The organism is Streptomyces polyasparticus (genome assembly GCF_014493765.1).
GTDB classification, from domain to species: domain Bacteria; phylum Actinomycetota; class Actinomycetes; order Streptomycetales; family Streptomycetaceae; genus Streptomyces; species Streptomyces polyasparticus.
This window is the reverse complement of record NZ_JACTVJ010000015.1, coordinates 57,366-76,425: the sequence shown is the minus strand read 5'-3', so window position 1 is coordinate 76,425 and position 19,060 is coordinate 57,366. Positions and strand designations below refer to the sequence as shown.

Below are 19,060 nucleotides of genomic sequence, written 5' to 3'. Positions count from 1 at the left end.
ACTCCTCGCGGCCGTACGGGCGTTGCGGATGCGGGCCCTGCGTCCCGACCGCCGTTCCGCAGCAGCCGACCTGTACACCCCAGCAGCAGAACGAGTCGTACGAGGGACCTTGACCATGACCGACACCCCGGCCGCCCGCCTTCAGGAGCTGTTCGAAGGCCACCGCCTCACGCCCACCCAGCGCCGGATCGCGCACTGCATGGTGCGCCGGGCCGCCGATGTGCCGTTCCTGTCCTCGGTGGAGCTCGCCGAACTCGCCGGTGTCAGCCAGCCGTCCGTGACCCGCTTCGCGGTGGCCCTCGGCTTCGACGGCTATCCGGCGCTGCGCAAGCATCTGCGGGACGTCGCGCCCGCGGAGGCGGGGGCCGCCGCCGAGCTCAACGAGTACCAGCAGGCCGTCGAGGCCGAGATCGAGAATCTGCGCCATCTCGCCTCGGTCCTCGCGGACCCCGCGCCGGTGGAGCGGGCGGGCGCCCTGCTCGCCGCCTCCCGTCCGCTGCCGGTGCTCGGGCTGCGCGCGGCCGCGTCCCAGGCGTACGGCTTCGCGTACTTCGCGGCCAAGGTGCACCCCGACGTACGGCTGCTCCACGAGGGCGGCACGATGCTCGCGGACCGCCTCGAAGCCGCGGCCCGCGCGGGCGCCACGGCCGTCCTGTGCTTCGCGCTGCCCCGCCACCCGCGCGAGGTGGTCGAGGCCCTCACGTACGCGAAGTCGCTCGGCCTGACCGTCGTCACGGTCGCCGACTCGGCCTTCGCCCCGGTCGCCAAGGTCTCCGATCTGCTGCTGCCCGCGGCCGTCGGCACGGGCCTCGCCTTCGACACGGTGTGCGCGCCGATGCTGCTCGGCCGCGTCCTCCTGGAGGCCATGTGCGACGGTCTGCCTGAGGCGCAGGCCCGTCTCGAAGCCTTCGACGCGCGGGCGGCGGAGCGGGGACTGTTCGTGGAGTGACCTCCTGACTCCGCGCGCGCTCAGACCCGGGCCGGCCGCCGCGCCCCGCCCGGCGCCGCGTCCCCGGCCGCGATCCCGGTTCTGCGGTACGACCCCACCCGCTTGCCCGCGGGTCCCTTCGCCAGCCAGTCGACACGTACCCACAGCAGCGCGTCGGCGTCCCGTTCGAGCCGGCCCAGCCGGGCGGCCTTCGCCCACAGGCCGGCCCCCGCGCCCGCGAGCAGCATGCCGCCCGCGGCGGGCAGCGCGAAGGAGGAGCCCACCGCGGCGAGGAAGGCCGCGGCCAGCCACCAGCGGTGCCTACGGCGCCAGTTGTGCAGGGTGACGCGCCGGTCCTGGAGCACATCGTTCTTCGCGGCCCGGGTCGCGCTCTCGGCCAGGGCGGCGTACCGCCCCCGCCGTACGGCGAACACCGCGGCCAGGGCGAGCAGGAAGAACACCGCACCCGAGAGCAGGCCGATCCGGCGCCCGGTCAGCCCCGGCACCAGCGCGCCCACACCCGCCGCGACGACCCCGAGCCACCACAGGGGGGCGGCTCCGGCCCGTACGGCCACGGCCACCCGGGCCAGTACCTGCGCTCCTGCTCGTGCCATGCTGCCGCTCCCTTCGGCCGGGTCTGCCCGGAGCCTGTTTCCGAACCGGCGGCAGAGAGTAGCGGCGCCGCATGAAAATGTCCTGAGTGAACGACCGCGGCCCGCGCGTCACTTGCGGCGGCGGTTGCGCAGCCAGGTCACCGCCCACAGGATGTGCAGCCCGCCCAGGAACACCAGGACCGCCGCCGCGTCCAAGGTGGCCGCGGCCGAGTGGCCGGACACCAGGCCGGACGCGGCGCCGGACAGCAGCGTGAGGTCGGCGGGCAGCGTGATCGCCGCCAGGAAGGCCAGACAGGCCGCCGTGCCCACGACGAGCACCACGGTGTAGATGCGTACCGCGCGTCGCTCGTGGCGGGGCAGCAGGGCGCTCGGATCGCCGTCGGGCGATCCCGGTCGGGGCGGGCGCCGCAGCAGCCGCCGGCCCAGGTACGCGGCGTACGCCACGCCGTCGCCGTAGAGGTCGCGGCAGCCGGTCAGGTCCTGCAGCACGAAGTACAGGTCCGTGCGCATGAACACCATCAGCTGGAACGGCAGGGGCAGCAGCGCTGTCAGCGCGAGCGCCAGGAGGACGCGGTGCGGGAGCGTGCCGGGCTGCACCGCGGCGGCCCCCAGGACGGCGAGTGCGAACGCGGTCAGGTTCACCGCGATGCCGGCCAGATAGGCGGTCAACCGATGCCTGCGCGGGGCCAGTTCGATGCCGCTGATGTCGGTCTGCAGCACCAGGAACTGCAGCCGCGTGCCCAGACCGATGTGGCCCGGAACTCCGGTGGCACGGGCCGTCAGGAGGTGGGCGGTCTCGTGGAGGAGGAGCAGCGCCCATCCGGCGGACGCATGCAGGGCGATGACGAGACTGCCGTGTGAACTCCACAGCAGCGTACGGAAGTCGAGCGAGAGATCCCGCCGGTGGCCGAGGAGGACGAGCGCCGCCGCGACCAGCACTGCGGCCGTCACCGGGAGCGCGGGGTGCAGCGTCCACCGCACATGGCGCGGTCGCACCCGGCTCAGCGGAGGCGGTTCCGGCGGGGCGGCAGGCACGGGCAGGCCGTCCGCCTCGGCGACGAACTCCAGGTCCATCAGGGCGGTCACGAACTCCCGTACGTCGAGGTCCTCGCCCGTCTCCTGACGCAGGCGCACCCCCACGTCGGGGACGCTCAGGCCCTCCTGGAGCAGGTCGATGACGCGTTTGCCGACCTCGGGCAGCGCCACGAACTGCCCGGTGGCCATGCGGCCCACGATCCATTCGTCGCGGTCGGACCGGCAGGCCAGCGGGTGCAGCCTGACCGTGGTCGGACCCGTGGGGTCATCCATCTGTGTCCTGAGGTCATCCATCGGTGTCCTGCGGTCGGCCGGGGACATCCCCGCAGGCCGGGCAGTCGGGGAGTCGGTCGAAGCGTTCGAGTACCGGGTCGCCGGGCACCATGAGGTTGATCCCGAATCTGAACCCGGGCTCCATGGCGGGCACCCCGGTCAGAAGGGCGAGCGCGGCGTGGGTCTGCAGGGTGCCGGACAGGGCGGCCGTGACCGCGTTGGCGGGGTTCCAGTCGAGGCGCGGCGAGGCGACCTCCTCGTCCTGGCCGGGGCCGACCCGCAGATCGCGGCGTGCCACCTCGCCCGCCCGGTGGCACTCCCAGCAGGCGCCGGATCCGGGCCTGTGCACACCGACCGTGACCAGCGGACCGTGATAGCCGGCGTCGACCCAGGGGGTGCCCGTGGCGAGGCAACGGCGGTTGGCCCATCTGCGGATCTCCGGCGGCCGGTCGGCCGCGAGGAGCAGCAAGTCGTAGCCGGGGGACATGAGTTCGGCCAGGTCGTCGGGGTCGCGCACCTCACGGCGTTCGCCGGTGACGGTCACGTCGGGGTTGCGCGCGCGCAGGGCGTCCAGGGCGGCGTCGAGTTTGGGCAGGCCGATGTCCTTCTCCGCGAAGAGCGGCTGCCGGTTGAGATTCGACCGTTCCACCACGTCCGGCTCCACGCAGTGCAGGTGTCCGACGCCGGAGGCGACCAGGGTCTGGGCCGCGTATCCGCCCGTGCCGCCCACGCCGAGCAGGAGAACGCGCGAGTTCCGCAGGCGCAGTTGTACGTCCCAGGGGCTTCGGCGGGGAGTGAGGTCCATCCAGCGCTGCAAGGGGACGCTGCGGCTGTACCGGTCCTGCTCGCGCTCGGAGAGCTCCGGCGGCACCGGGGCGGCCGCGTCCTCCACGAAGCCGGCCGCCAGGAGATCGGCCAGGGCCTCGCGGAGGTCCTCCATCGGCACCTCCGGGTGCGTCTCCCGCACCGTGGCGAGGACCGAAGGGACGGACCGGGTCCCGTCCATGGCCTCGATCAGCGACCACACCCAGCCGTCGGGGTCGAGGACTTCGGCGCCGATGCCGTAGATCACGCTCCCGATGCGTACGTGGCCGTCGGTGGTCCGGTAGGCCCGGTGCTCGGGCTTCACCCGGGGGCGCCCGATGCTCTGCAGACCGACTGTCACAAGGACCCCTCTGGTTGGCGGCATGCGCTCTTGACACTCTGATCACAGATGCCAACCTTGACAAGGTGCCGGAGCGCTCACTGGATTCGGCAACGTCCTTGCACATCAAGCGAGTTGAAGGTGGGATCTGTATGGCGACCAAGATCGTGATTCGCCCGCTGGACAAGAAGCAGACGACCGGCGAGAGCAACTCGATCGGATCCTGATCCGGCGCGGCACCGGATCCTGATCCGGCGCGGCACCGGATCCTGATCCGGCGAAGCGGCATCGGATCCCTGATCCGGCACAACAGCAACAGGCAGGGCAAGGGGGTGGACGGTGCCTGAGCACGGAGCGGCGATGTACCGGTATCCGGCCGCCGACGACGTGGAGCGTGCCGTCCGCCGTCTTGCCGAGGAGCACCCGCGGCTGCTGCGGCTGCGGGAGGTGGGCAGGTCCGGGGACGGGCGTGCCCTGTGGCTGCTGTCGGCGGGACACGGCAGCCGTGACGTACTGACCGTGGCCGGGGCGCATGCGAACGAGCCGGTCGGCGGCGCCAGCGTGCTGGAGCTCGCGCGCCGGTTCGTACGGGATCCGCGCTGGCTGGCGGAGCGGGACTGCACCTGGCACGCGCTGCTCTGCCTCGACCCCGACGGAGCGCGCCGGCACGAGGGCCTGGAGGGGCCTTCGCTCCTCGGGTACCACCTCGGGTTCTACCGGCCGAACTTCACGCGGCAGCCCGAGTTCCTGCCCGGAGCGGGTGACGGGCGGCCGCCCATGCCCGAGTCGCGGGCGCTCATGGGTGTGCTCGACGAGCTGCGGCCCGTGGTCCAGTTCTCGCTGCACGGCAACGAAGTCGGCGGATCCTTCGTCCAGTTGACCGCGCCGCTCACCGGCGCGGGGCAGGCCTTCCGCGACGTGGCCGCGGAGCTTGCGGTGCCCTGGGAGTTCCGCCCCTTCGACGGGATCGACTGGCTGGTGGACGGCCCTGGCGTGCTGCGGCTGCCGGCGGGCGGTCAGGAGCAGGAGGAGAAGGACCCTTCGGGGTTTCTCTCCCGGGCGACCTGGACCTACCCCGCGCGGTACGGGACCGTCTCGGTGGTCGTGGAGGCCCCCATGTGGGCGGCGCCGGCCGTGAGCGACCCCACCCCCGTGGCCGACCCCGCGGCCGAGCTGCGCAAGGTGGGCGACCTGCTGCTCGGGCGGCTGCAGCAGGTGTCCGACGCGCTCGCCGGAGTGCCCGAGCCCTCGTCCCCGTACCAGGCCGCCGCCCGCGAACTCCTCGATGTGGCGCCCGAAGTGGCCGTCACCTGGCGGGAGTACGCACCCGGCGGCTCGGGCATCGCGGCGACGGCCGGGAGCGGCACCTCCATGGGCATCGCCGCCCGCCGCATCCCCTTGCGGGCGGCGGCGATGATGCGCCGGGCCCTCCTGGCGGAGGGACGGACCGCGCAGGGGCGGACGGCGACGGCTCGTACCGCGGGGGCGGCGCGGGCACTCGAGTGGCTGATGCGGGAGTGGTGCGCGGAGCTCGCGACGGAGTTCCGGGCGGCCTGGGTGCCGGTGGCGACCCAGGTCGCCCTGCAGACACGGGTGATGAGGGAGATCGTGGCGTCGGCCTCGGCGTAGGCGTCGGCGGAGGCGGAGCAGACCCCGAGCCGTGCGCCCCGGCCCTACGCCTCCGGTCCCTGCGCCCCCGGCCCCTACGCTTCCGACCCCTCCTCGCCCCGAGCCCTCATCACCACCTTGTTCAGCGCCCACAGCGCGATCCCGATCGCGAGCAGCACACCGGCCCGGATGTACACATCCGCCGGCCGGTCCGCCAGCGGGCTGGCCAGGATCAGGGCGGTGACGGCGCCGAGTACCGGCAGCACCGTCGGCGTGCGGAAGTGGGCGTGGTCGACCCGGTCGCGGCGCAGGACGAGGACCGCGATGTTGACCACGGCGAAGACACACAGGAGCAGGAAGGCCGTGGTGTCGCCGAGGCCTTCGATCTCGCCCGTCGACACGAGCCCGATCGCCAGGACCGACACGAACACGATCCCGACCACCGGGGTGCGGCGCTTGGCGAGGACGCGGCCCATGGCCCGCGGCAGAATGCGCTCGTTGGCCATGCCGTAACACAGCCGCGAGGCCATCATGATGTTGATCAGCGCCGAGTTGGTGACGGCGAACAAGGCGATCAGCGCGAAGAGTTTGTGCGGGAAGTCCACCCCGCCGGCCTTGACGACTTCGAGCAGCGGCCCGCTCGAACCGGCCAGGGTCTTGTGGTCGACCATGAGGGACGAGATCAGCGCCACCAGGACATAGATCGTTCCGGTGATCGCCACACCGAGGAAGATGGCCCGGGGGAAATTGCGCTGGGGATCCTTGGTCTCCTCGACCATGTTGACGGAATCCTCGAATCCGACAAAGGCGAAGAATCCCAGGGCGGTCGCACCGAGTACGCCGGTGATCAACGCATATCCCGTGCCGCTCGCCTCGAAGTCGCCGAGCCGTGAGGGATCGCCGTCGCCCGAGACGACCGCCCACGCGCCGATCGCGAGAATGACGGCCAGGCCCGTGAGTTCGACGATCGTCAGGACCACATTGGTCTTCACCGACTCCGAGACCCCGCGCAGATTCAGCGCGGAAAGGACCAGGATGAAGGTGATCGCGATCAGCGTGGGCGGCAGGACGTCACTGGTCAGCTCGCTCAGATAGTCGCCGCTGAACGCCCGGGCCGCCGCACTCGCCGACGACAGGCCCGAGCACATCACCATGAAGGCCACGATGAAGGTGATGAAGGGGACCTTGAAGGCTTTCTGGGTGTAGAGCGCCGCACCGGCCGCGCGCGGGTATTTGCCGACCAGTTCGACATACGAGGCGGCCGTGAGGATCGCGACCACGAAGCCGATCACGAAAGGCAGCCAGAGCGCCCCGCCCACCTTTCCCGCGACCTTTCCCGTGGTCGCGTAGATCCCCGTACCGAGGATGTCGCCGATCACGAAAAGGATCAGGAGTTTGGGGCCGATGGCGCGCTTGAGCGATGGTTCTCCGGATTGCGGGGTCGTGCTCGGTTCGGTGACGGACACGGAAGACCTCCCCCGAGGGCGATTGCGTCGGGATCAGTTCTGCCCGGGATCTATGGCATCAGTCACAGAATCAACGGGGCCACCGGGAGCAACCGTCCTCTCCTGTCCGATGTAAATGCCGCGGGGCGGGACGGGGGACGCCTGACGAGGGAAAAGTGCCGGGAACACGGACGTGTGACGCGCATAAGCTCCCGGCGTGAATCTTCGACGCGTACTCGCCGTTGCCGTAGCCGCCGCTGTGACCACCCCGGCCGCCCTCGCCGTCACGGCCCCCGCCCACGCTCTGACGCCTTCCGTCATACGTGCGGCGGAGCAGCCCACGTACGACGAACTGCGGAAGGCCGCCGAGGAGGCCGAGAAGGCCTACGACGAGGCCGTCTCCGCCAAGGCCGCCGTCCTGGCCGCCCTCGAGGCCGACGACTCGCCCCTGAAGGACGCGAAGGTCGCGGCCCAGAAGGCGGCGAAGGACGCGGCCGACGCCGTGACCGCCGCCGAGCAGAAGGTCGAGGACGCCCAGGACGCGCTGGACAAGGCCGCGACCGAGACCGAGAAGACCGAGGCGCAGAAGGCGCTCGACGAGGCGAAGGGCGCGCTGGAGAAGGCCGTCGAGGCCAAGACCGAGGCCGACGAGGAGGCCGAGGCCGCCGAGGACGCGTACTCCGACGAGCGGGTCGCGCTGACCCGTGACTACGAGAAGGCCAAGACGGCGGTCACGTCCGCCGAGACGGCGATGAAGAACGCCGCCGCCGCGCTGAAGGGCGCCGAGGAGAGCGTCCGTGAGGAGGGGCTGACCACGCTCGCGCACGGTCTGCCGTCCAAGGTCGTCGCGGGCACCACGTTCGACTTCACCGTCGAGGTCACCAACGGCACCGAGCGCACGCTGACCGTGGACCCGCTGGTCCTGGTCAGCGCGACCGCGTACAAGGACAACCCGGTGACGGTGCAGTGGTCCAACGGCTCCGGCTGGCACACCCTCGACTCGGGCACCCAGCACGTCGACCGCATCGAGACCATGAAGCCGGGCGCCACCAGCGACGTGCAGCTGCGCGTGAAGTTCGACGCCAAGGCCAAGGGCGGCGACGCCATCGCGCTCTTCGCCGCGGACGCCTTCGACGAGTACAACCCGTCCATCCTGGGCCCGATGAAGCGCTACGACTTCGAGGTCCTGCCCGCGGGCAGCAAGCCGGGCGAGGTCGAGGACGCCAAGCCGGGCACGCCCGACGCCGACGACCAGCGTCCCGGCGCCGAGGACGGCAAGGGCGAGGGCGGTGGCAAGCAGCCGCAGGGCGACGCGGCCGAGGCCGGCACCGGCAGCGACACCGAGGGCAATCTCGCCTCCACCGGTGCCTCCTCCGACCCGGCGCAGATCGCCCTCGCGAGCGCCGTGGCCCTCGCGCTCGGCGCCGGCGCGGTGTTCGTCGTGCGCCGTCGCAAGGCCGCCGGCAACTGACCGAACGCAGCGAGAGCCCGGCACCCCCGCGAAGGGATGCCGGGCTCTGTGCATGCCACCGGATCAGCCGCCCAGGAGAGACTCCGCCTGCGCGCCGCCCGACTCCGCCACGATCTCCTCCACCGTCTGCGCGGCCCGGACCACGGCGAAGCGCACCTTGCCGTCCGGATCGGCCGCGAAGCCGTGAATCCCGGGGCGGGCAAGGGAGTTGTACGCGTAGTGGTGGGCGAAGTAGTACGCGCCCGTGTCGAGCGCGGCCACCCAGTCGTCCTGCTCCAGGAGCGGCAGTGGCCGGTTCGCGGCAAGGAGGTCGCCCGCGAAACAGGCCGGGCCCGCCACGTCCTGGGCCACCTCGGGTCCGCTCTTCGGCCGGCCCTTCGGGTCGTACGCGGCGATCCGCAGCGGCCAGGACTGCGGGGAGTACACCGTGCGCGTGGCCACCTGCGCGCCCGCGTGCGTGACGGCCACGGGCCGCCCGCCCGCCGACTTGGCGTACTCGACCCGCGCCAGGATCGTGCCGTGCTTGGCGAGCAGGGACCGGCCGAACTCCGTGACCAGGCCGTACGACCCGCTGAACAGGCCGGGCACCGCCCGCGACAGCTCCCGTACGAAATCCGCGTACGTCGGAGTCTCCTCGTCCGAGGTGAAGTTCACCGAGAGCCCGCCGCCGATGTCGAGGGTGTCGATCCGGCGGTGGCCCACCCGTGCGTTGATCTCCTCGGCGAGCTCGTACAGCTCGCGGATGCCCTGGACGTGCAGGTCGAGCGGGATGCCCTGCGAGCCGGAGTGGATGTGCAGGCGCGTCAGCCACGGCCGGTCGAGATACGCCCGGACCAGCCAGTCGCGGGCGCCCTCGTCGCGCAGCGCCACCCCGAACTTCGAGGTCGAGGTCGCCGTGGAGAGGGCCTCGATGGAGCCGCCGCCCGTCTGCGGGTTCACCCGGATCCCGATGGGGGAGCGGCTGGGCGCCGAGCGCACCAGGGCGTCGATCCTGGCCAGCTCCTGCGGGTTGTCGGCGTTGACCGCGATCCCGAGCGCGAGGGCCTCGCGCAGCTCGGCGGGTGTCTTCGCGGGGGAGTCGAGCACCGTGGCGGCGGGCCGGATCCCGGCGGCCCGCGCGAGCGCCAGCTCACCGGGGCTCGCCACCTCCGCGCCCAGGCCCTCCTCGCGAAGCAGCCGCAGTACGGGCACGAGCGGCGAGGCCTTCACCGCGAAGGCGTGCAGGACCGGGGCCGAAGTGGCGGCCGTGAAGGCCGACTTGAGGGCGGCGGCGGACCGCCGGATGCCGGTGATGTCGAGGAGCGCGGCGATGGGGGTGTCCGGCCCCACGATCCCCTGCTCCACCGCGGCGCGGACCGCCGCGTCGCGGCGGTCCGCGAGCTGATTCCCGGCCGATGCCTCTGCGTCGTTCTCCCGTATCCCCATGAGATCCAGCCAACCACCGGCCATGGCGGCTCGCAGAGGTACGAGGGGATTGACTAGCTCTATTCAGCTGGACAGGATGTGAATAACAACATCACGTACGCCGGACGTCCCGGACGCCCGTCAGCACGTACGACGCATCGAGCAGCACGCTTCACGAGGAGGCACCAATGTCGGGACCCCGGCCGGTCCGAGCGCCGCGCGGCAGCGAGCTGAGCGCCCTGGGGTGGCAGCAGGAAGCCGCCCTCAGGATGCTGCAGAACAACCTCGACCCCGAGGTCGCCGAGCACCCCGACAAGCTGGTCGTCTACGGCGGCACCGGCAAGGCCGCCCGTGACTGGCGCTCCTTCGACGCGATGGTGCGCACGCTGCAGACGCTCAAGCAGGACGAGACGATGCTCGTCCAGTCCGGCCGTCCCGTCGGCGTGATGCAGACCCACGAGTGGGCGCCGCGCGTGCTCATCGCCAACTCGAACCTGGTGGGCGACTGGGCGAACTGGGAGGAGTTCCGGCGCCTGGAGCAGCTGGGTCTGACCATGTACGGCCAGATGACGGCCGGCTCGTGGATCTACATCGGCACCCAGGGCATCCTCCAGGGCACGTACGAGACCTTCGCCGCCGTCGCCGCGAAGAAGTTCAACGGCACGCTCGCCGGGACCATCACCCTCACCGCCGGACTCGGCGGCATGGGTGGCGCCCAGCCGCTCGCCGTGACCATGAACGACGGCGTCGCGATCTGCATCGATGTGGACCCGCGCGCCATCGAGCGCCGCATCGAGCACAAGTACCTGGACGTGAAGGCCGACAGCCTGGCCCACGCCCTGCAGCTCGCCACCGAGGCCCGCGACGCCCGCCGTCCGCTCTCCATCGGCCTGCTCGGCAACGCCGCGGACCTGCTGCCGCAGATGCTCGCCGAGGGCGCCCCGATCGACATCGTCACCGACCAGACCTCGGCCCACGACCCGCTGGCGTACCTGCCGAGCGGTGTCGACTTCGACGACATGCAGTCGTACGCGGCCAAGGACCCGGCGGGCTTCACCACCCGTGCCCGTGAGTCCATGGCCAAGCACGTCGAGGCCATGGTCGGCTTCATGGACGCGGGCGCCGAGGTCTTCGACTACGGCAACTCGATCCGCGGCGAGGCCCAACTGGCGGGCTACGACCGGGCGTTCGCTTTCCCGGGCTTCGTGCCCGCGTACATCCGTCCGCTGTTCTGCGAGGGCAAGGGCCCGTTCCGCTGGGCCGCGCTCTCCGGTGAGGCGAGCGACATCCACAAGACGGACAAGGCGATCCTGGAGCTCTTCCCGGAGAACGAGTCCCTGCACCGCTGGATCAAGATGGCCGGCGAGCGCGTCCACTTCCAGGGCCTGCCCGCCCGTATCTGCTGGCTCGGCTACGGCGAGCGCGACAAGGCCGGCGAGCGCTTCAACGACATGGTGGCCTCCGGCGAGCTGGCCGCGCCGCTCGCCATCGGCCGCGACCACCTCGACTGCGGCTCGGTGGCCTCCCCGTACCGCGAGACCGAGGCCATGCTCGACGGCTCGGACGCCATCGCGGACTGGCCGCTGCTCAACGCCATGGTGAACGTGGCCTCGGGCGCCTCCTGGGTCTCCCTGCACCACGGCGGCGGCGTCGGCATGGGCCGCTCCATCCACGCGGGCCAGGTCTCGGTGGCCGACGGCACGAAGCTCGCGGGCGAGAAGATCCGCCGCGTGCTCACCAACGACCCGGGCATGGGCGTCATCCGTCATGTCGACGCCGGCTACGACATCGCGGAGTCCGTCGCCGACGACAAGGGCGTGCGCGTGCCCATGCGTGAGGGCGACGACGGCGCTGCGGGTGCGGGCGCGTGACCTCTTCGTTCCAACAGATGTGGGCCGATCTCGGGCCCATCGGGCGGGACGCCGGCAGCGGAGGCTACCGGCGTTTCGCCTGGACCGAGGCCGACCGTGACTGCCGTGCGTGGTTCCGGTCCGAGGCCGAAGCACGCGGGCTGACCTACGAGGTCGACCGCAACGGCAACCAGTGGGCGTGGCTCGGCGACCCCATGGCCGGGGACGCGATCGTGACCGGATCGCATCTCGACTCCGTGCCGGACGGCGGTGCCTTCGACGGCCCGCTGGGTGTCGTCAGCGCGTTCGCCGCCCTCGATGAACTCCGCCACAGGGGAGTGGAGTTCACCAAGCCCCTCGCGATCACCAACTTCGGTGACGAGGAGGGCGCGCGCTTCGGCCTCGCCTGCGTCGGCTCCCGGCTCACGGCCGGACAGCTGACGCGCGAGAAGGCGTACGAGCTGAAGGACGGCGACGGGATCTCGCTGCCGCAGGCGATGGAACGCGCGGGATACGACCCGTCGGCCATCGGCCGCGACGACGAGCGCCTCGCCCGGATCGGCGCGTACGTCGAACTCCACGTGGAGCAGGGCCGGGCCCTGGACCTCACCGGTGACGCCGTCGGCATCGCGAGCGCCATCTGGCCGCACGGCCGCTGGCGCTTCGACTTCCGGGGCGAGGCCAACCACGCCGGCACGACCCGGCTCGTGGACCGCCGCGACCCGATGCTGCCGTATGCGGAGACGGTGCTCGCGGCCCGCCGCGAGGCCGAACTCGCGGGCGCGGTGGCCACGTTCGGCAAGATCGCGGTGGAGCCCAACGGCGTGAATGCCATTCCGTCCTTGGTACGGGGCTGGCTGGACTCGCGCGCCCCTTCGCCGGACGACCTGGACGCGACGGTCACCGCGATCGAGAAGGCGGCCCGTGAATACGCGGACCGGCACGGAGTGGACCTTTCCGTCGTACGGGAGTCCTTCACGCCGGTCATCGAGTTCGAGGACGCCCTGCGCGACGAGCTGGGCCGTCTGATGGGCGGGTCCGTCCCCGTGCTCGGCACGGGCGCGGGACACGACGCGGGAATCCTCTCCTCGGTGATCCCGACGGCCATGCTGTTCGTACGCAACCTCACGGGCATCTCGCACTCCCCGGCCGAATACGCCGCCGAGGACGACTGCGTGGCGGGGGTGCTCGCACTGGCGGACGTACTGGAGGGCTTGGCGTGCAGCTGACTTATTGGGCCGAGTACGCGTGGCTCGACCCGGTGGTGGAGCCTGGCGTCGTCCTGGAGGTGTCCGGGGACGGTCTCCTGTCCGCCGTACGCAAGGGAGTCGACGCGCCCCCCGCGGGCGCGGTGGTCCTGCGCGGCCTCACGCTCCCCGGCCTGGCGAACGCGCACTCGCACGCCTTCCACCGGGCGCTGCGCGGCACGGTGCAGGTCGGCTCCGGCACCTTCTGGACCTGGCGCGAGGTCATGTACCAGGTGGCGTCCCGGCTCACCCCCGAGTCGTACTTCCGGCTCGCGCGGGCCGTGTACGCGGAGATGGCGCTGGCCGGGATGACGGTGGTGGGCGAGTTCCACTACCTTCACCACGCGCCGGCCGGACAGCGCTACGCCGAGCCCAACGCGATGGGGGAGGCGCTGATCGCGGCCGCCGCGGAGGCGGGGATCCGGCTCACGCTCCTCGACACGGCCTATCTGTCCTCGGGCTTCGGTGCGGCTCCCAACGAGCACCAGCTGCGCTTCTCGGACGGCGACGCGGAGGCGTGGGCCTCGCGGGTCTCCGCCCTGAAGGAGCGCGAGGGTGTCCGTATCGGGGCGGCCGTGCACTCCGTACGGGCCGTGCCCGCGGCCCAGTTGGGGACGGTGGCGGACTGGGCCCGGTCGCGCTCGGCGCCCCTGCACGTCCACCTCTCGGAGCAGACCGCGGAGAACGCGGCCTGCCAGGAGGCGCACGGCTGCACGCCCACGCAGCTGCTCGCGGACCACGGGGTGCTCGGGGCTTCGACCACGGGTGTCCACAACACCCACCTCACGCCCGAGGACATCCGTCTGCTCGGCTCCTCCGGTACGGGCACGTGCATGTGCCCCACGACGGAACGTGACCTCGCCGACGGGATCGGCCCGGCGGCCGACCTCCAGCGCGCGGGTTCGCCGCTGTCCCTGGGCTCGGACTCGCACGCGGTGATCGACCCCTTCGAGGAGGCGCGGGCGATGGAGCTCAACGAGCGGCTCCGTACGCGGACCCGGGGGCACTGGACGGCGGCGGCGCTCCTGCGGGCGGCGTCGGCGGACGGGTACGCGGCGCTGGGCTGGCCGTCGGGTGGCGTCCTTGAGCCGGGCGCTCTGGCCGACTTCACGTGCGTGGCCCTGGACTCTGTGCGTACGGCCGGCCCGTTGCCGCGGCTGGCTGCGGAGACGGCGGTCTTCGCGGCGACCTCCGCGGATGTCCGGCACACGGTGGTGGGCGGGCGCCAGGTGGTCCGGGACGGGGTGCACACCTCGGTGCCGGACGCGGCCGGTGAGCTGGCCGCGGCAGTCGCTGCGCTGAGGTCCTGACCTTTTCTCACCCCACCCCGCCCCTTCCCGAAACTGGGGCTCTGCCCCAGACCCCGCATCCGAGCTCCGCTCGGATCCTCAAACGCCGGAGGGGCTGATTCAGCCCGTCCGGCGTTTGAGGACGAGCGCGTTCAGCGCGCAGGGGGTCCGGGGGCGGAGCCCCCGGTTTCGGGAAGGGGCGGGGTGGGGGAAAAGAAGCAATCCCACGGAGAGAGAGCCATGACGAGCACCGTCATCACGAACATCGGGAACCTGGTCACCAACGACCCCGCCCAAGGCGAGGGCAAGCTCGGCCGGATCCGAGACGCCGCCGTCGTGATCGACGGCGAGACCATCGCCTGGGTGGGCGCGAGCAAAGACGCGCCGGACGCCGACGAGGCGTACGACGCAAAGGGCCGCGCGGGCATCCCGGGGTTCGTGGACTCGCACTCCCACCTGGTCTTCGCGGGAGACCGGACCGCAGAGTTCAACGCCCGCATGGAGGGCCGCAGTTACAAGGCCGGAGGGATCCGGACCACGGTGAAGGCCACGCGCGCGGCGAGCGACGAGGAGCTGGAGGCCAACCTCGTCCGGTACCTGGCCGAAGCCCGCAAGCAGGGCACCACCACGTTCGAGACCAAGTCCGGCTACGGACTCACCACCCACGACGAGTCCCGCGCCCTGCGCATCGCGAGCAGGCACACCGACGAGGTCACCTACCTCGGCGCCCACATCGTGAGCCCGGACCACAAGGACGACCCCGCGGCCTACGTCGACCTTGTCACCGGCGAGATGCTCGACGCCTGTGCCCCGTACGCCCGTTGGATCGACGTCTTCTGCGAGAAGGGCGCCTTCGACGGCGACCAGGCCCGCGCGATCCTCACCGCGGGCCAGGCGAAGGGCCTCATGGCCCGCGTGCACGCCAACCAGCTCACGTACGGCCCGGGCGTGCAGCTCGCCGTGGAGCTGGACGCCGCGTCCGCCGACCACTGCACCCACCTGACCGACGAGGACGTCACCGCGCTCGCGAGCGGCAACACCGTCGCGACGTTGCTGCCGGGCGCCGAGTTCTCCACCCGCGCCCAGTGGCCCGACGCCCGCCGCCTCCTCGACGCCGGCGTCACCGTCGCGCTGTCCACGGACTGCAATCCGGGCTCGTCGTTCACGTCCTCGATGCTGTTCTGCATCGCCCTGGCCGTACGGGACATGCGGATGACCCCGGACGAGGCCCTGTGGTCCGCGACCGCAGGCGGCGCGCAGGCCCTGCGCCGCACGGACGTCGGCCGCCTGACCCCGGGCGCCCGCGCCGACCTCGCGCTCCTCGACGCCCCGAGCCACGTCCACCTGGCCTACCGCCCGGGCGTCCCCCTCGTATCGGCGGTGTGGCAGCGCGGCCGCAGGACCCCCTAGCCTCATCGGCCGCAGGACCCCTCACCCTCAGCGGCCGCAGAACCCCTTGGCCCTCAACAGGCTGGAGGCGCCCCCCAATTGACTGGGGAGCGCCTCCGGAAACCTGGAGAGGTGCAGCTCACTCCTCGACCGTCAGCCCCTTGCGGAGCCGCCCGAGCGTGCGCGAGAGCAGGCGCGAGACGTGCATCTGCGAGATGCCCAGCTCCTCGCCGATCTCGGACTGCGTCATATTGGCCACGAAGCGCAGCGAGAGGATCTTGCGGTCACGCGCCGGCAGGGACGCGATCAGGGGCTTCAACGACTCGACGTACTCGATGCCTTCGAGCCCGTGGTCCTCGTAGCCGATACGGTCCGCGAGGGCACCCTCGGAGTCGTCCTCCTCGGGCTGGGCGTCCAGCGAGCTCGCGGTGTACGCATTGCTCGCGGCCATCCCCTCGACGACCTCGTCCTTGCTGATGTCGAGCCGCTCGGCCAGCTCGCCCACCGTCGGCGCGCGGTCGAGCTCCTGCGCGAGCACGTCCCCGGCCTTGGCCAGGTCGAGCCGCAGCTCCTGCAGCCGGCGCGGTACGCGCACGGACCAGGAGGTGTCGCGGAAGAAACGCTTGATCTCCCCGACGATGGTCGGCATCGCGAAGGTCGGGAACTCGACGCCACGGCTGAGCTCGAAGCGGTCGATCGCCTTGATCAGGCCGATGGTGCCGACCTGGATGATGTCCTCCATCGGTTCGCTGCGCGAACGGAAGCGGGAGGCGGCGAACTTCACCAGGGCGAGGTTGAGTTCCACGAGCGTGTTGCGGACGTACGCGTATTCGTGGGTGCCCTCTTCGAGCGCCTCGAGGCGGGCGAAGAGCGTCTTCGACAGGGCCCGTGCGTCCTGCGGGGCCACTTCGTCGTACGGCGGGATCTCGGGAAGGTCCGAGAGATCCGCGAGGTCGGTGAGCTCCGCCCCGGTGTCTGCGGCAGGTGTGGGGTCTGCCGAGGCGCGCGGAGCGGGGATATGGGGGTCGGTGTCGATGTGGTCCGGTGGGGGTGTCGACGTCGCTTTGCGGGTAGGCGATGCGTCGAGCCGGGGTGACATGGTGTCCTCCATCGTTCTCGGCATATGGCTGCCGATGCCAATACGTGCACTGTGCGGTGTGCGGCGCCTCCGAAGCCGGCCGTGGTGAACAGGTCTTCTTCTAGGCCTACCCGGTTCCCTCACCCCCTTGCAAGTGCGATTACAACCGAATTGTCCGAAATCATGAGGTTGTTCGGGTACCCCACGTCGTACAGAAGGCGTATGTTCAGAGGGGTCGGCGAGAGTCCGCAGGACTCTTCGCCGGATGGGGGGCATCAGCTCGGGACGCAGCGAAAGAGGAGCGGCATGGACCGCGGCACGGTCGGCAGCGCACATCGGGGCCGGCTTCAGGTCGGTGTGCGGAGCGTGGGCAGCAGTGCTGTCTTCGTGCCCGCGGGTGAGCTCGATCACCACACCGCGGATCTGTTGCGCGAGCCACTGGAGCAGGCGATCGCCGAGGGGGTCACCCGGCTCGTCGTGGACTGCTCGCGCCTGGAGTTCTGTGATTCCACCGGACTCAACGTCCTGCTCGGCGCCCGCCTGAAAGCCGAGGCCGAAGGTGGCGGGGTGCATCTGGCGGGGATGCAGCCGGTGGTGGCCAGGGTGTTCGAGATCACCGGGGCCGAGGCGGTCTTCACCGTTCACCCCGACATCGAGGCCGCGCTCGTGGAGTGACTCCGGCCGTCTCGGCGGCCTTCGTTATCGGCCGTTGCCCTTGCTGTGACCAGTACGTAATCCGCATCACATTTTCCTCAGGGGAAAAGTGGGTGTTCGTACGGCGCGGGCGGGCAGGAGACGCAGCGGAACTGTTGTCAGGGGCTGGTGGCCCCGTAGTAACTACGACTGGTGAATCGGTGAGGTGAAGCGCTGATGAGCACCACCCGGCCCCTCTCGCCGGGCGACCGCGGTCCGGAGTCCGGCGCCGCCGGCCCGGACGCGGATGCAGCGCCCGCCCGCCATCTGGTGCGCAGGCTGAGCCTTGCGGGCGAGAGCGGCGTCGTGCCCCTCGCGCGTGACTTCACCCGGCAGGCCCTGTATGAGTGGGGCTGGCTGCCCGCCGCGACCGCCGACCGCCGCGCCGCCGCCGAGGATGTCCTCCTGGTCGTCTCGGAGCTCGTCACCAACGCCTGTCTGCATGCCGAGGGCGCCCGCGAGCTGTGGATCGGCAGCGACGGCAAAGTGCTCCGTCTCGAAGTGAGCGACCAGGGCACGGGCGATCCCGCACCGCGCACACCGCACCGCGCGGGCCGCCCCGGCGGGCACGGCATGTTCATCGTCCAACGCCTCTGTCTCGACTGGGGCGTTGTGCGTACCCCGGGGGTCGCGGGCAAGACGGTGTGGGCCGAACTCGCCTCACCCGTATAACCCTTTCACGCCTTCGAAACGGCGCCGCTCGAACCTCCTTTCGCTGCTGAACTCTTGTCAACGAGCCCAAAAGCGCAGGTCAAGCGCCTCCACCAAACCGCCTCGTTGTTTGTCTTCCCATGTCTTGGCCCCGGGCGTACCTTGAGCGCCCAATCTGATGTGCCGTCAGTAACCTGCAGGGGCAAGGCTCCAGGTGCCGATGGCCTTCACTCCCGGCATGAGGGGAATTCGAGGTGTCGTACCAGAAAAGCGCCGCCGCGCTTCTAGCCGCGGCCTTGGCCGGCTCGGCGGTACTGCTGGCCGCCCCCGCTGCTCACGCCACCGTGGTGGACGTCAATTACGACTGCAAGACGCCGATCGGTCCGAAAAGCGCGGTCTCACCGGTCGATATCAAGGCCGAGAAGGCCGGCAGCGGCTACAAGATCACGATGACGTTCAACAAGGGTGTCTCGTCCAGCCCGATCGCTCTCGAGAAGGGCGTGATGAAGCCCAGCGCCCAGATCAAGCTGGGCGGTGCCGAAAGCGGCACGATCAAGGTCTCGGCGGGCGGCAATCCGGAGACCATCCCGGCCAACGCGCCGATCAAGATCCATCCGATGACGGGCACGTACACGCCCAAGGGCAGCGGCAAGGTCACCTTCACCGCGGGGACGCTCACCATCTCGGCGATGTCGACCACCACCACGTGCACGGCGAAGAACAACCCCAAGCCGTCCCTCGAAATGGACGTCAAGGGCGCGGGCGGCGGCGGCACGGCCGGCGACTCCCAGAGCGCTCCGGCCGGCGGCTCGGAACTGCCGCAGACCGGTCCGCAGGACTCCGCGGTCGCGCTCGGTACGCTCGGCGGCACGGTGCTGCTCGTCGGTGCCGGCGGCGTTCTGTGGCTGACCCGGCGCAACCAAGCGGCCCGCCGGTAGGTC

16 protein-coding genes are annotated in these 19,060 nt (G+C 71.2%); 10 read left to right on the top strand and 6 right to left on the bottom strand.

Translation table 11 applies throughout. The features are described from left to right. Positions 1 to 115: 115 nt before the first annotated feature. Positions 116 to 949, top strand: coding sequence for a MurR/RpiR family transcriptional regulator (locus H9Y04_RS29690; protein WP_187817166.1), 834 nt, complete (start codon positions 116 to 118; stop codon positions 947 to 949). A gap of 20 nt (positions 950 to 969) precedes the next feature. Here H9Y04_RS29690 and H9Y04_RS29685 read toward each other — a convergent pair whose 3' ends face one another. The 3 genes from H9Y04_RS29685 to H9Y04_RS29675 all read right to left on the bottom strand — a co-directional run bounded on the left by H9Y04_RS29685 (position 970) and on the right by H9Y04_RS29675 (position 3,979). Beyond that, positions 970 to 1,542: a hypothetical protein gene (locus H9Y04_RS29685; protein WP_187817165.1), complete on the bottom strand. Its 573-nt coding sequence runs from the start codon at positions 1,540 to 1,542 to the stop codon at positions 970 to 972. A gap of 108 nt (positions 1,543 to 1,650) precedes the next feature. After that, positions 1,651 to 2,850, bottom strand: a complete 1,200-nt coding sequence (locus tag H9Y04_RS29680; RefSeq protein WP_187817164.1) for a hypothetical protein — start codon at positions 2,848 to 2,850, stop codon at positions 1,651 to 1,653. Between the two features lie 13 nt (positions 2,851 to 2,863). Continuing rightward, positions 2,864 to 3,979 carry a HesA/MoeB/ThiF family protein gene (locus H9Y04_RS29675; RefSeq protein ID WP_308801173.1) on the bottom strand — a complete coding sequence of 372 codons (1,116 nt, stop codon included), beginning with the start codon at positions 3,977 to 3,979 and terminating at the stop codon, positions 2,864 to 2,866. Positions 3,980 to 4,333: 354 nt separating this feature from the next. Here H9Y04_RS29675 and H9Y04_RS29670 point away from each other — a divergent pair, with 354 nt between their 5' ends. Continuing rightward, positions 4,334 to 5,623 carry a M14 family zinc carboxypeptidase gene (locus H9Y04_RS29670; protein WP_308801163.1) on the top strand — a complete coding sequence of 430 codons (1,290 nt, stop codon included), beginning with the start codon at positions 4,334 to 4,336 and terminating at the stop codon, positions 5,621 to 5,623. 74 nt (positions 5,624 to 5,697) lie between these two features. Here the strand turns inward: H9Y04_RS29670 and H9Y04_RS29665 are convergent, their stop codons facing one another. Beyond that, positions 5,698 to 7,068 carry an APC family permease gene (locus H9Y04_RS29665; protein WP_187817162.1) on the bottom strand — a complete coding sequence of 457 codons (1,371 nt, stop codon included), beginning with the start codon at positions 7,066 to 7,068 and terminating at the stop codon, positions 5,698 to 5,700. Positions 7,069 to 7,264: 196 nt separating this feature from the next. Between H9Y04_RS29665 and H9Y04_RS29660 the strand changes: the two genes are divergently transcribed. Continuing rightward, positions 7,265 to 8,518, top strand: a complete 1,254-nt coding sequence (locus H9Y04_RS29660) for a hypothetical protein (RefSeq protein WP_187817161.1) — start codon at positions 7,265 to 7,267, stop codon at positions 8,516 to 8,518. A 63-nt stretch (positions 8,519 to 8,581) separates the two neighbouring features. Here H9Y04_RS29660 and H9Y04_RS29655 read toward each other — a convergent pair whose 3' ends face one another. Beyond that, the gene (locus tag H9Y04_RS29655) at positions 8,582 to 9,943 is read right to left on the bottom strand and encodes a type III PLP-dependent enzyme domain-containing protein (protein WP_187817160.1); all 1,362 of its coding nucleotides are present in this window, start codon (positions 9,941 to 9,943) and stop codon (positions 8,582 to 8,584) included. Positions 9,944 to 10,110: 167 nt separating this feature from the next. Here H9Y04_RS29655 and hutU point away from each other — a divergent pair, with 167 nt between their 5' ends. The 4 genes from hutU (at position 10,111) to hutI (ending at position 15,718) form a co-directional block, all read left to right on the top strand. Next, positions 10,111 to 11,793, top strand: a complete 1,683-nt coding sequence (hutU, locus tag H9Y04_RS29650; RefSeq protein ID WP_187817159.1) for a urocanate hydratase — start codon at positions 10,111 to 10,113, stop codon at positions 11,791 to 11,793. A gap of 17 nt (positions 11,794 to 11,810) precedes the next feature. Further along, positions 11,811 to 13,001 carry an allantoate amidohydrolase gene (locus H9Y04_RS29645; protein ID WP_187817182.1) on the top strand — a complete coding sequence of 397 codons (1,191 nt, stop codon included), beginning with the start codon at positions 11,811 to 11,813 and terminating at the stop codon, positions 12,999 to 13,001. Next, positions 12,992 to 14,329 (top strand): formimidoylglutamate deiminase, encoded by a 1,338-nt coding sequence (locus tag H9Y04_RS29640; protein WP_187817158.1) that lies wholly within the window; start codon positions 12,992 to 12,994, stop codon positions 14,327 to 14,329. The genes H9Y04_RS29645 and H9Y04_RS29640 overlap by 10 nt, the downstream gene beginning before the upstream one ends. A 219-nt stretch (positions 14,330 to 14,548) precedes the next feature. Beyond that, complete coding sequence (gene hutI, locus H9Y04_RS29635) at positions 14,549 to 15,718, top strand: imidazolonepropionase (protein WP_187817157.1); 1,170 nt, start codon at positions 14,549 to 14,551, stop codon at positions 15,716 to 15,718. 118 nt (positions 15,719 to 15,836) lie between these two features. Here the strand turns inward: hutI and H9Y04_RS29630 are convergent, their stop codons facing one another. Beyond that, the gene (locus tag H9Y04_RS29630; protein WP_438818164.1) at positions 15,837 to 16,808 is read right to left on the bottom strand and encodes an RNA polymerase sigma factor SigF; all 972 of its coding nucleotides are present in this window, start codon (positions 16,806 to 16,808) and stop codon (positions 15,837 to 15,839) included. A gap of 273 nt (positions 16,809 to 17,081) precedes the next feature. On the opposite strand from H9Y04_RS29630, the gene H9Y04_RS29625 reads away from it, so the two are divergent. From H9Y04_RS29625 to H9Y04_RS29615, 3 genes are all read left to right on the top strand, one after another. Further along, positions 17,082 to 17,450 carry an STAS domain-containing protein gene (locus H9Y04_RS29625; protein WP_187817156.1) on the top strand — a complete coding sequence of 123 codons (369 nt, stop codon included), beginning with the start codon at positions 17,082 to 17,084 and terminating at the stop codon, positions 17,448 to 17,450. 195 nt (positions 17,451 to 17,645) lie between these two features. Further along, a complete protein-coding gene (locus H9Y04_RS29620; protein ID WP_187817155.1) occupies positions 17,646 to 18,140 on the top strand; it encodes an ATP-binding protein in 495 nt (164 codons plus the stop codon). Between the two features lie 233 nt (positions 18,141 to 18,373). Then, the gene (locus H9Y04_RS29615) at positions 18,374 to 19,057 is read left to right on the top strand and encodes an LPXTG cell wall anchor domain-containing protein (RefSeq protein ID WP_187817154.1); all 684 of its coding nucleotides are present in this window, start codon (positions 18,374 to 18,376) and stop codon (positions 19,055 to 19,057) included. Positions 19,058 to 19,060: the final 3 nt, after the last annotated feature.